This window comes from Branchiibius sp. NY16-3462-2, from assembly GCF_001594145.1.
Classification (GTDB): Bacteria; Actinomycetota; Actinomycetes; order Actinomycetales; family Dermatophilaceae; genus Branchiibius.
This window is the reverse complement of sequence record NZ_LVCF01000038.1, coordinates 65,826-77,922: the sequence shown is the minus strand read 5'-3', so window position 1 is coordinate 77,922 and position 12,097 is coordinate 65,826. Positions and strand designations below refer to the sequence as shown.

The following is a 12,097-nucleotide window of genomic DNA, read 5'->3' as shown; positions in this document are numbered from 1 at the left end:
CCCGGCCGTTCTCGGGTAGGACGCTACCGCCGCGCGGGTCGATCCCCGAGGATTGCGCTCCCGACACGCAGGTGTGTCGCTCCGGCCGCCACCGCTTGTTCCAGATCGCCGCTCATCCCGGCCGAAATCAAGGTGGCACCGGGGTGGTCCTCGTGCACCTGCTGCGAGAGGGTGGCCAGGCGCTCAAAGGCGGCGGCGGGATCAGCGTGCAACGGCGCGACCGCCATGAGACCGACCAGGTCCAGGCCCTCGGTCGTCGCCGCGGCGTCGGCCAGCGCGGGCAACTGGGCCGGTAGGACGCCGCCGCGACCCTCGTCGTCGCCCGCCAGATCGACCTGCAGGAACACCGGCAGGACCCGCCCCCGTTCGAGTGCGCCGCGCGCAAGCGGGGCCAGCACCTTGGTGCGGTCCACGGATTGGACCAGATCGGCGTACGCCGCGATGTGCCTGGCCTTGTTGGACTGGATCTGACCGATGAAGTGCACCCGCAGGTGCTCGCGCACCGAGCCCGGAAGGTCGGCCAGTTTGGCCGCGGCTTCCTGGTCGCGGCTCTCCCCGATGTCGACCACGCCCAGCCCGGCCAGTCGCTGCACGTCGGCTGCCGGGAAGTACTTGGTCACGACCACCAGACGCACGTCATCGACCGGTCGCTGCGCCGCTGCGCAGGCAGCGCCGATCCGTTCGCGGACCGCCGCGAGACGATCGGCCAGTTGCTGGGTACGCGCGTCGCTCATGCCGCCTTCTCCCGCAACACGATGACGCCCGCGCCCCGTCCCGCCGGACGGGCGCGGCGATGGGAGAACAGGTTCGGGTCCTCCTTGGTGCAGCCGGGCACCCATCGGACGCGCACGCCCTCCTGTGCCAACTGCCAGACGACACCTGCGGGTACGTCGATCGCCGCGCTCCCCCACCACGTCACCGACCGGGTGACCGGCCAGCGTCCCGCGACGGACTCCTGCAGGTCGGGCGGGACCTCGTAGCAGCGCCCGCAGATGGCCGGACCGACCACCGCCTCGATCTGTCGGGCGCCGGTGCGCCGAAGGGCTGCAACCGCCTCGGCCACGATCCCGTCGGCCATCCCGACCCGACCCGCGTGCACCGCTGCGACGACGCCGGCGGTGGCGTCGAACAACAGGATCGGCACACAGTCCGCAGCCAGGGCGACCAGCGCCGACCCCGGGTTGGCCGTGACCATGCCGTCCGCAGGCACCTGCGGCGATCGATCGGTGACCGGCACAACGGTCGTGCTGTGCCGACTGCTCATCAACAACAACCGCGACCGGTCGACCCCCACGGCAGTAGCCAACCGGCTGCGATTGACCTCGACGTTGGCCGGGTCGTCGCCGACGGCGCCGCTGAGATTCAAGGAGCCGAGCTCGCCGTCGCTGACGCCGCCCTCGCGATCGGTGAAATAGCAGTCGATGACCACACCCTGCGGGCCGGTGAACTGTTCGGACCAGAAGAACATGCTGTCAGCCCGGGGTGGGCGCCGCGGTCACTTCAGGAAGTCGGGAACGTCCAGGTCCGGCCGGTCATCGAAGGTGACCTCGTTCGGGGGCACGACGGCAGAAGCCGGGGCGCTGCTCGGCGGGGCGCTGTCCTGGCTACCGGGCTCGACCGGTGCGGCCGGGGCCTGCGGCGCGGCAGTCGGCTGCTCCTGGGGTCGCGACGCGCTCTGGATCTGGCCGAGCGCCCGGTCGTCGGCGCGCCGCTGCGGCGCACCACCGTCGAACCCGGCCGCGATGACGGTGACGCGCACCTCGTCGCCCAGGGCGTCGTCGATGACCGCACCGAAGATGATGTTGGCCTCGGGGTGGGCGGCTTCCTGCACGAGCCGGGCCGCCTCGTTGATCTCGAACAACCCCAGGTCACTACCACCCTGGACGGACAGCAGCACGCCCTGCGCGCCATCGATGCTGGCTTCGAGCAGCGGCGAGGAGATCGCCAACTCGGCGGCCTTGATCGCGCGGTCGTCGCCCCGGGCGGACCCGATACCCATCAGGGCCGATCCAGCGCCCTGCATGACCGACTTGACGTCGGCGAAGTCGAGGTTGATCAGGCCGGGGGTGGTGATCAGGTCGGTGATGCCCTGCACACCGGACAGCAGCACCTGGTCGGCGCTGTGGAAGGCGTCGAGCATCGAGATGTTGCGGTCGCTGATCGACAGCAGCCGGTCGTTGGGGATCACGATGAGCGTGTCGACCTCTTCGCGCAGCGCGCTGATACCGGTGTCGGCCTGGTTGGCGCGACGGCGGCCTTCGAAGGTGAAGGGGCGGGTGACGACACCGATCGTCAGAGCGCCCAGCCCGCGCGCGATGCGCGCGACGACGGGCGCGCCACCGGTCCCGGTGCCACCACCTTCGCCGGCGGTCACGAACACCATGTCGGCGCCCTTCAGCACGTCCTCGATGTCCTCGGCGTGGTCCTCCGCAGCCTTCTTGCCCACCTCGGGATCGGCGCCGGCGCCCAGACCACGGGTCAACTCCCGACCCACTTCCAACTTCACGTCGGCATCGCACATCAGCAACGCCTGGGCGTCGGTGTTGATGGCGATGAACTCCACGCCCTTGAGGCCGACTTCGATCATCCGGTTGATCGCGTTGACACCACCGCCGCCAATGCCAACGACCTTGATGACGGCGAGGTAATTCTGCGGATTGGCCACGGCCGGGGTGCCTTTCGGTGGGGCGTCAGTGGTGCGAAACAAGCAGTCGTACGCGTGGTGCAGGTTTATCACGCACGAGGTGAGGCTGAGCATCCGGTGGAACCCCAGAGTTCGGGGCTACCGGATGTCGCGACCATCATGCGAGGTCGAGGGTGACCTTGCCGGGACGACACACCGCAGCCGCGAATCCTGGCGGGAACCGGGTGGTTCATCCGATCCTACGAGGCGCACGCTCGGTGCCGCGACAGTAAGCCTCGAGTCGAGGTCAAGGTAGATGGTTCGGCAGATCCAGCCAGCCACGGGCCACCATCGCCCTGCGCAGGCTGAGGCGTGATCCGCAGGACTCATCCAGCCGCCCCCGGACGTTGGCCAGGTGCGCCTTCAGCGTCGACTCGCTGATCCCCAAGCGCTGCGCTACCTCCTGACGACTCTGCGCTGGATAGTCCACGAGGTAGGCCCGCAGGGCCCGCGCCTCCCCCGCGGTCAGGCCCTCCGACGTCTCGTGCGGCAGGGCCGGCAACCAGCTCATCCCGGTCCGAACTGCACTGACCGCGTCGACCAACTGGTCCCGCGACCCGATCACCGATACGTAGGCGCCTGCCCCGCGGCGTACCAACTCCTGCACACCGGTCGGGTGCAGGTACCCACCCCAGACGACAACGGGCAGGCGGTCGGCCAGCGCTGCAGCCAGGTACGCCTCGAAGCTGTCGGTCAGCCGGTCGATGACGACGACCTGCCCGGCCGCCCGCGTTGTCTCCGACGGGCGTACGACCTGCGTCGGGAGCGGCTGCAGGGCATCGCGTAGGACATCGCAGTGCATCGGGATCTGACTAGCGATCGCGACCGCAGTCGTCTCATCACCTGGACGGGGCACCGCTGGCACAGGCCCATCCCACCACACGATACGCCGACTATTCTCGGTCGATGTGAGCGGGCAGGAGTTGGTGACACCACCTGCGTCAGGCACCCGGCGGATGGTCATCCTGCACAGCAGCCCGATCGTCGCCGAAGCACTACGCCACGGCGTGCGCGCCCTCGACCCGGCCGTGGCCATCGACACGAAGTATTCGTGGACCGACTTCGCGCGCACCTGGGACTTCGCCGCCTCGTGGGTGATCGTCGACGCCTACCTCGACGATCACGTTCCGCTGGCTCTGAAGGTGCGCAGCCTCGTGCGCGTACGTTCCGGAGTCATCGTGCTGGGCACGATGTACTCCCCCGCTCTGCGAGACCGTGCTCTCGCAGAAGGAGCCGTCACCTGGCTGGAGCCCGCCCAGCCCCTCCCGGACATCGTTACCGACATCTGCGCCGTCACCGCTGTGCGTCCGCACGGCCGTCCGGTCACGCCGCGGCCCGGAACCGCGCTGACCGACCGCGAACTCCAACTGGCCGGTCTGCACGCTTCGCGACGCGGCCTGACTCCGACAGCGATCGGTCGCTCGCTGGGGCTGGCCCCCTCGACCGTCAAGGCGCACATCGCTGCCACCCGGCGCAAATACCGCGAGAACGGCATCCCGGTGCGCAGCCGTGAGGAGTTGGCCGCTGCGCTGATCGCCGACGGCTATCTCGTCGCTGATGACGACTGGCGGCGTCAGGCCCGCTGGTAGCGCGGTGCTCAGGCTGGCGCGAGTCGCTGGCTCTCCAGGGACGCGACGATGCGCGGGACGATCGTGGTGACGTACCCGGATCCGGCAAGCAGCACCAGATCCCCGGGCTCGGCGTGCTCGAGGATGGCTTCGATGGTCGCATCGTCGGTCGGTGCATAGACCACGGTCGTGCCGGTGATGCGGTCGGCGATCAGGGCGCCGGTCACCCCTGGGATGGGGTCCTCGCGGGAGGGCGCGACGTCCATCACGATCGCCACGTCGGCGGGTGCCATCGCGTCGGCGAACTCCTGGGCAAACCGCTGTGTGCGCGTGAAAAGGTGCGGCTGGAACACGGCGATGACCTTGCCGTCGCCTCTGGTTGCGACGCCGGTCTGCACCAGCGCAGCGACCTTGTCGGCGTTGTGGGCGTAGTCGTCGATGACCCGGATACCTCGCGGCGTGCCCCGAAGCTCGAAACGTCTTTTGACACTGGTGAATTCACCGACCGCCCAGACGGCCTTGTCGCGGGCGACACCGAGACCCTCGGACAGCGCGAGCACCACTGACGCGGCGTTCATCAGGTTCACGGCTCCGGGGATCTGCACGCGCATCCGGTGCTCCTCGCCCGTGTCGGTGAAGCGCACGGTCGCCGCCCACTCCTCCGGCCCCAGCGACTCGTCGGTGAGTTGAAGGTCGGCTTCAGGCCCGTGGCCGTACGTCGCAGTGCGGATGCCGCGCTCCCTGGCGACCTGCGCCAGGCGGGCCGAGCCGACCTCATCGGCACAGGCAACCAGCAGTCCACCGTCCTGGATCGTGTCGGCGAACGAGACGTACCCGGCGAACATCGTCTCCAGGTCGCCCCAGAAGTCCAGGTGGTCCTCGCGGATGCTGGTGACGATGGCGACCTTGGGGTCGTAGACGACGAACGAACCGTCGGACTCATCCACCTCAGCGACATAGCAATCGCCTTGTCCTGCACCCGAACTCGCGCCGATGCCACCGATCGCGGCGCCGGTGATGAACGACGGGTCAAGGCCGCATGCCCGCATCGCCACGGTGGCCATCGAACTGGTCGTGGTCTTGCCGTTGGTGCCGGTCACAGCGACCGCGTCACGACCGTCCATCGCCACGACGATCGCCTGGCTGCGATGCAGGACCAGCAGCCCGCGCTCGCGGGCCACCTGCAACTCGGGGTTGTCCTCCCGGATCGCTGTCGACACCACCACCCACGCACCGCCCGGCAGGTCTCGTGCGGTCTGCGCGCTCTGGCCGATGGTGACCGTCGCGCCGTGGTCGCGAACATCCGAAACCCGTTCGGATTCGGAGCGATCCGACCCGGTGACCGTGATCGAGGAACCGTCGGGGCGGCGGTAGGCGAGGAACAGTTTCGCGATACCGACCATCCCGGAACCACCGATGGCGATGAAGTGCACGTGGGTGGCGTCGGCCAGGTGCGGCAACGGAACCGTGAAGTCGAACCGGTCGTTCCTACCGAACACCATGGGCGCGCTCTCCGATCGCATCGTCGATGATGGCCACCAGCGCGGCGGCCGCGTGTTGGTGGCCCTGACCGGCCGCTGCCTCCGACATGGCCGCGAGTCTGTCGGTGTCGCGAACCAGGTCGGGCAGGTTCGCTGCGATCCACTGCGCTGTGAACTCATCGTCCGGCACGAGCACGGCGGCGCCGGCCTCAACAGCGTCCGCGGCGTTCAGTCGTTGCTCACCGTTGCCATGCGGCAGTGGCACGAAAACCGCTGGTAGTCCGAGGGATCCGACCTCGCAGACCATGTTGCCACCTGCTCGGGTGACCACCAGGTCAGCCACGGCGTACGCGAGTTCCATGCGATCGGCGTACGGGACGACGACATAGGCCGGGTCGCCCGGTGCACCCGGCCCGGGGTCGAACTCCTTGCCCCGGCCGGTGATGTGCAGCACCTGGATGCCGGCCGCGCGCAGGTCACCGACCGCGCCGGCGAAAGCGTCGTTGATCGACTTCGCGCCCAGCGATCCCCCGGTCACCAGCACGGTCGGGCGGTCACCGTCGAGCCCGTAATGGGCCAGCGCTTCGGGCCGCAACGCGGCACGATCCACCGAGGTGATCTGTTGACGTAGCGGCATCCCGGTGCGGGTCGCGTGCGGCAGATCCGTCGCGCGGAAGGTCGTGGCGACGTGGTCGGTCAGCCGGGCGCCCAGTTTGGTGGCCATCCCGGGCATTGCGTTGCCCTCGTGTACGACGATCGGCACCCCCGCGCGGCGGGCCGCCAGTAACGCCGGCGGGCTGACGAAGCCGCCGAAGCCGACGACCGCGTCCGCGTCCACCTCACGCAGCAGCTGACGGGTGGTGCGTACGGCGCTGCGCAGGCGCACGGGGAACCTGAGGGCGTCCAGGTCGGGTCGACGTGGGAACGCCGCTTTGGGGATCAGCCGCAGGTCGAACCCGGCGGCGGGCACGATGCGCTCCTCCAGCCCGCCGTGACTGCCCAGCACGGTAATGCGGGCATCGGGATGGGCGATCAGCAACGCCTCGGCAGTGGCGAGCAACGGCGAGATGTGCCCGGCCGTCCCGCCGCCGGCGAGGACGACCGATGGGGTGTGATTCACGAACGGTTCCCCCGCGCGGGCAGGACGGCCATCGCGCTGCGCAGCAGGCTCGGCCGGGACCCGAGCATCCGTTTGCACTGTGGCTCGTTGCGGGCGAACGACAGCAGCATTCCGAGAGCGATCAGCGTGGTGATCAGCGCGGAGCCTCCGGAGGACAGCAGCGGCAGCGGGATCCCGATGATCGGCAGCAGGCCGGTCACCGAGCCGATGTTGATGGCCGCCTGCCCGATGATCCACACCATCGTCGCGGCGGTCGTGATCCGCACGAAGTTGTCCCGGGACAACACGATCAGGCGGTAGCAGCCGAAGGCGAGCGCGACGTACAGCGCCAGCAGGACCAGCGTGCCGGGCAGGCCGAGTTCCTCGCCGACGATCGCGAAGATGAAGTCATTGTGTGCCTCGGGTAGCCAGGACCACTTCTCCCGTGATGCCCCCAGGCCCACGCCCCACCAACCGCCGTCGGCCATCGCGTAGAGACCGTGCACCTTTTGCCAACAGCCGTCCGCGTGCACGTCGCTGCAACTACCCATCCAGGCGTTGATCCGGCTCATCCGGCTGCCGCGGGTGGCGACACCGACCACCGCGAGCGTGGCGACGATGGCGGCGAAGATACCGAAGACCCGCAGCCGCATCCCGGCGACGAACAGCGCCGTGCCCACGATCAGGCCCAGAACCAGCGTGGTACCGAGGTCCTGACCGGCCATGACCAGGCCGATCGCGATCAACGCCAACGGAAACACATACGGGATGAGGGCGTGCCGGGCCTGCGCGATCAGCGGGCGTTTCCGGGTCAGGACCGCGCCGCCGACCAGGACAAGGGCCAACTTGGCCAACTCCGATGGCTGCAGGGTGATCCCGGCGAAACTCAGCCAGTTCTTGTTGCCGCCGATGGTCACACCGAACTGCATGACCGCAGCCAGCAGGACGATAGCCACCGCGTAGATGGGGAACGCCAGACGTTTCCACCAGACCACCGGAAGTTGACTGGCCACCACCGCACCGATAGCACCCACTGCGGCGAAGACGGCTTGGTTGACGAACGCCGAGTACGGCGAGCCGCCCCTGGTGAGCAGTTCCACACTTGATGCGGACAACACCATCACCAGGCCGAAGACCGTCAGGAGAACCGTGGCGCCCAGGATCAGGTAGTAGGGCGCGACCGGCGACTCAAGGCGTTCCCAGGCAGCACGGACGGCCCTGCGAAACCCCCCGGCCGGTGCAGCGCGGTCTGCGCCGGTCGAAGCGGTCACGCGTCGCCGTCCAGTCCCAGTGCCCGGCGGACCGCGGCGGCGAACGCGTCACCGCGCGCGCCGTAGTTCTCGAACATGTCCAGTGATGCGGCCGCCGGGGACAACAGCACCGTGTCCCCCGGTTGGGCGGCCTCGATGGCCATCGTCACCGCCTGATCCATGGCACCAGTGTCGGTGTCATCGATGACCAGCCGTGGGACATCCGGTGCGTGTCGCTGCAACGCGGCCACGATCAGCTCCCGGTCCATCCCCAGGACGATCGCCGCGCGCAGCCGGGACGCCGACTCTCGCACCAGGTCGTCGATCTCAGCGCCCTTCAATTGGCCGCCGGCGATCCAGACGATCGGGTCGTAGGCCGCGAGAGCGGCGCCTGCGGCCTGTGGGTTGGTGGCCTTGGAGTCGTCGATGTAGCGGACGCCGTCGTGGGTCACGACGTGCGTGGTGCGATGCGGTTGGGGGCGGTAGTCGCGCAAGCCGTCGCGCACGGCCACGGGCGCCACGCCGTACGCCCGGGCCAGCCCCGCTGCGGCCAGGGCGTTGGCGATGTAGTGCGGGGCAGGATCCTCCCCGGCCACGGAAAGGTCTGCGAACCGGGCCAGTTCGGCAGCGTTGCGCCGGCGGTCCTCGACGAAGGCGCGATCGGCCAGGGCATCGTCGACGATCCCCAGCATCGAAACGGCAGGGATGCCCAGCGTGAAGCCGATCGCGCGGGCGCCTTCGACGACCTCGGCCTGCTCGACCAGCTGGCGGGTCAGCGGATCCTGCTCGTTGTAGAGGCACGCCACCTGGGTGCGCTCGTAGACCCGGCCCTTGCAGCGGGCGTACTCCTCGAACGAGCCGTGCCAGTCGATGTGATCGGGCGCGACATTCAGGCACACGGACGCCACGGGCGAGATGGATCGCGACCAGTACAACTGGAAGCTGGACAGTTCGACTGCGATCACGTCGTAGGGGTCGGGGTGCAGGACCGCTTCGAGGATCGGCAGCCCCACGTTGCCGGCAGCTACCGCGCGCAGACCCGCCGCCCGCAGGATCGACTCCAACATCGTCACGGTCGTGGTCTTGCCGTTGGTGCCGGTCACGGTCAGCCAGGGCGCCGCGCCTTCGCGGGCGCGCATCCGCCAGGCGAGTTCGACCTCACCCCAGATCGGAATCCCGGCCGTGTCGGCGGCGACCATCAGCGGGTGGGTCGGCGGCACGACCGGTGAGGTGACCACCAGGTTGGTGCCCGGGGGCGGGCTCTGCTGGTGCTCCGCGCCGAACAGCACGGTGGCGCCGAGGACTTCGAGGATCTGGGCGCGCTCGGCCTCGCGTGGCGTGCGGGAACTGGACAGCACGGTGACGGCCGCGCCGCGCTCAAGCAGGGCGTCGGCCGCCGCGAAACCGCTGACGCCCAGCCCCATCACCGCCACCGACAACCCCGACCAGTCGGCGTCGCGATGGGTCAGGCCGAGGGCACCCTGCAACGGCTCGTACGCCGGGTCGACCGGCCACAGCTCACCGGACTCAGGCAGCACCGACGACCCACTCCGCGTAGAACAACCCCAGTCCGACAGAGACGCACAGGCCGGCGATGATCCAGAACCGGACTGTCACCGTGATCTCGGCCCACCCGAGTAACTCGAAGTGGTGATGGATCGGTGCCATCCGGAAGACCCGTTTCCCTCCGCGCAGTTTGAACGAGCCGACCTGCAGGATCACCGAGAGGGCCTCCATGACGAAGAGGCCGGCGATGATCACCAGCAGCAGTTCGGTGCGGGTGGTGATGGCCAACCCGGCCAGAGCACCGCCGAGCGCGAGTGAACCGGTGTCGCCCATGAAGATCTTGGCCGGAGCGGCGTTCCACCACAGGAATCCGAAGCACGCCGCCGTGATGCACCCGGCGATGACGGCCAGGTCGTAGGGATCGCGGACGTTGTAGCACTTGGTGGTCTCGACGTACTCGCAGTTCTGGTTGAACTGCCAGATGCAGATCAGCAGGTAGGCACCGAAGACCATGACGCAGGCACCCGTTGCCAATCCGTCCAACCCGTCGGTGAGGTTGACCCCGTTGGAGGTACCCGCCACCAGCAGGTTGGCCCAGATGATGAACAGAATCAGACCGACGGCGGTGCCCGCGAAGGCAAGGTTGACCCAGGTGTCGCGCACGAAGGAGATGTGCCAACTGGCCGGGGTACGCCCGCCGTCGTCGGGGAAGTTCACCGCCAGGATGGCGAACACGGTGGCGATGACGACCTGACAGGCCAGTTTCTGGTAGGTGTTCAGACCCAACGAGCGGTGCCTGCTGATCTTCGTCCAGTCATCGGCGAAGCCGACGCCGCCCAGACCGACCATCAGACCCAGGACCAGGAGCCCGGACACACTGGGCTCGCTGAGGGTCGCCAGGTGCGCCACGGCGTACCCGACGAGGGTCGCGCCGATGATGACCGCGCCGCCCATGGTCGGGGTTCCGCGCTTGGTGTGGTGACTGGTCGGACCGTCATCGCGGATGAACTGCCCGTAGCCCTTCTTCACCAGGAAACCGATGAAGGCCCGGGTACCGAAGAGGCCGATCAGCAATGCGGTCAGCGAACCGATGAGGACGGCCTTCACTGCGGCACCACTCCTCCGGCTTCGGTGATGATGCGATCCCCGAGATAACGCAAGCCGGAATCCCTACTCGATTTGAACAGAACGACGTCGCCATCTTCCACCATGGCGCTCACCAGGTCGTGCGCGGCATCGACATCCGGAACGAAACGCACCGAAACTCCGGCGTCCTGCGCCGCGGCACCGATCGGCTCGGCACCAGGACCGACCGCGACCAGTACGTCGATCCCCACCTGGCCGGCCAACCGCCCGACCTGCTCGTGGGCGGCCTGTGAGCTATCGCCCAGTTCCAGCATCTGACCGAGGACGGCAATCGTGCGGCGTTGCGACCCCGCAGCCATGGCGGCCACCGCACGCAGAGCGGCAGCCATCGAGTCGGGGTTGGCGTTGTAAGCGTCGTTGACCACCCGCCTCCGGCCCGGCAGATCGAAGATCTCCATCCGCCACCGGCTCACCGGTCCGGCCTGCTGCACCGCGGCCAGCGCCTGCTCAGCCGGCACGCCGAGCTCACGGGCGGCACCCAGGACGGCCAGTGCATTACCCACCTGGTGCCCGCCGGCCAGGCTCAGGGCGATCGGCACAGGACCGTCGGCGAATCCATGGAGGAGGAAGTGCGGGCGGCCCGCCTCGTCGAGGGTGATATCGCTGGCGCGCAGCTCGGCGTCGGCGCTGGTGCCGACGAGCAGAACCCGGGCGTCGGTGACCGACTGCATCGCCCGCACCCGCTCGTCGTCGGCGTTGAGGATGGCCAGACCGCCCGCTGGGAGGGCAGCGACCAACTCCGACTTGGTGGAGGCGATCGCCTCGACGCTGCCGAAGCCGGCCAGGTGCGCGGTGCCGACGTTGAGCACGATGCCGATGCTCGGAGGAGCGATCCTGGTCAGGTAGGCGATGTGACCGACGCCGTCGGCGCCCATCTCGGCGACCAGATACCTGGTGTCGGGAGTTACCCGGCACACCGTGAGGGGTACGCCGACCTCGGAGTTGAACGACCCGACCGGCGCCACCGTCGGGCCCTGGGTCGCCAGCACCTGGGCCAGGAGGTCCTTGGTCGAGGTCTTGCCGGAACTGCCGGTGATCCCGATGATCCGCAGGTCCGGGAGTTGGTCGATCACGAACCGGGCCAACCGGGCGAAGGCGTCCTGCACGTCGGCGACCACGAGCGTGGGAACGCCGTCGATCGGCCGCAGACCGAGCACCGCGACCGCACCGGCAGCGGCCGCAGCGGGGGCGAACTGGTGGCCGTCGGCGTGCTCTCCGATGCGCGCGACGTACAGCGACCCAGGCGCAGCCAGCCGGGAGTCGATCACCACCGGACCGTCGACAACCACGTCGCCGGCACCGGGTCCGACGAGCTCGGCGTCGATGGCGTGCGCGATCTGGGCTAGGGACAGGGGAATCATCGG

11 protein-coding genes are annotated in these 12,097 nt (G+C 68.9%); 1 reads left to right on the top strand and 10 read right to left on the bottom strand.

What is annotated here, in order from left to right; genetic code table 11:
* Positions 1-23 precede the first annotated feature (23 nt).
* The 4 genes from AZH51_RS12180 to AZH51_RS12165 all read right to left on the bottom strand — a co-directional run bounded on the left by AZH51_RS12180 (position 24) and on the right by AZH51_RS12165 (position 3,539).
* The gene (locus tag AZH51_RS12180; protein WP_291524659.1) at positions 24-734 is read right to left on the bottom strand and encodes a YggS family pyridoxal phosphate-dependent enzyme; all 711 of its coding nucleotides are present in this window, start codon (positions 732-734) and stop codon (positions 24-26) included.
* A complete protein-coding gene (locus tag AZH51_RS12175) occupies positions 731-1,468 on the bottom strand; it encodes a polyphenol oxidase family protein (protein WP_291524657.1) in 738 nt (245 codons plus the stop codon). The genes AZH51_RS12180 and AZH51_RS12175 overlap by 4 nt, the downstream gene beginning before the upstream one ends.
* 27 nt (positions 1,469-1,495) lie before the next feature.
* Entirely contained in the window at positions 1,496-2,665 is a 1,170-nt protein-coding gene (gene ftsZ, locus AZH51_RS12170; protein WP_291524656.1) for a cell division protein FtsZ, read from the bottom strand.
* A 265-nt stretch (positions 2,666-2,930) separates the two neighbouring features.
* Complete coding sequence (locus AZH51_RS12165) at positions 2,931-3,539, bottom strand: hypothetical protein (RefSeq protein ID WP_291524654.1); 609 nt, start codon at positions 3,537-3,539, stop codon at positions 2,931-2,933.
* 52 nt (positions 3,540-3,591) lie between these two features.
* Here AZH51_RS12165 and AZH51_RS12160 point away from each other — a divergent pair, with 52 nt between their 5' ends.
* Positions 3,592-4,272 carry a hypothetical protein gene (locus tag AZH51_RS12160; RefSeq protein WP_291524652.1) on the top strand — a complete coding sequence of 227 codons (681 nt, stop codon included), beginning with the start codon at positions 3,592-3,594 and terminating at the stop codon, positions 4,270-4,272.
* An 8-nt stretch (positions 4,273-4,280) separates the two neighbouring features.
* Here AZH51_RS12160 and murC read toward each other — a convergent pair whose 3' ends face one another.
* Genes murC through murF form a run of 6 tightly spaced genes read right to left on the bottom strand, consistent with a single transcriptional unit; the run spans position 4,281 to position 12,094 of the window.
* Positions 4,281-5,753, bottom strand: a complete 1,473-nt coding sequence (gene murC, locus AZH51_RS12155; protein WP_291524651.1) for a UDP-N-acetylmuramate--L-alanine ligase — start codon at positions 5,751-5,753, stop codon at positions 4,281-4,283.
* Entirely contained in the window at positions 5,740-6,852 is a 1,113-nt protein-coding gene (locus AZH51_RS12150; protein ID WP_291524648.1) for a glycosyltransferase, read from the bottom strand. The genes murC and AZH51_RS12150 overlap by 14 nt, the downstream gene beginning before the upstream one ends.
* A complete protein-coding gene (gene ftsW / locus AZH51_RS12145) occupies positions 6,849-8,102 on the bottom strand; it encodes a putative lipid II flippase FtsW (protein ID WP_291524646.1) in 1,254 nt (417 codons plus the stop codon). Before ftsW ends, AZH51_RS12150 begins: the two co-directional genes overlap by 4 nt.
* Positions 8,099-9,619, bottom strand: coding sequence for a UDP-N-acetylmuramoyl-L-alanine--D-glutamate ligase (murD, locus tag AZH51_RS12140; protein WP_291524644.1), 1,521 nt, complete (start codon positions 9,617-9,619; stop codon positions 8,099-8,101). Before murD ends, ftsW begins: the two co-directional genes overlap by 4 nt.
* Positions 9,609-10,694 (bottom strand): phospho-N-acetylmuramoyl-pentapeptide-transferase, encoded by a 1,086-nt coding sequence (gene mraY, locus AZH51_RS12135; RefSeq protein WP_291524642.1) that lies wholly within the window; start codon positions 10,692-10,694, stop codon positions 9,609-9,611. Before mraY ends, murD begins: the two co-directional genes overlap by 11 nt.
* Positions 10,691-12,094, bottom strand: a complete 1,404-nt coding sequence (gene murF / locus AZH51_RS12130) for a UDP-N-acetylmuramoyl-tripeptide--D-alanyl-D-alanine ligase (RefSeq protein ID WP_291524640.1) — start codon at positions 12,092-12,094, stop codon at positions 10,691-10,693. Before murF ends, mraY begins: the two co-directional genes overlap by 4 nt.
* Positions 12,095-12,097 lie beyond the last annotated feature (3 nt).

Coding starts and splice junctions, on each gene's coding strand:
- AZH51_RS12175 (WP_291524657.1), bottom strand. CDS start 1,468: ATGTTCTTCTGGTCCGAACAGTTCACCGGCCCGCAGGGTGTGGTCATC.
- murC (WP_291524651.1), bottom strand. CDS start 5,753: ATGGTGTTCGGTAGGAACGACCGGTTCGACTTCACGGTTCCGTTGCCG.
- AZH51_RS12180 (WP_291524659.1), bottom strand. CDS start 734: ATGAGCGACGCGCGTACCCAGCAACTGGCCGATCGTCTCGCGGCGGTC.
- murF (WP_291524640.1), bottom strand. CDS start 12,094: ATGATTCCCCTGTCCCTAGCCCAGATCGCGCACGCCATCGACGCCGAG.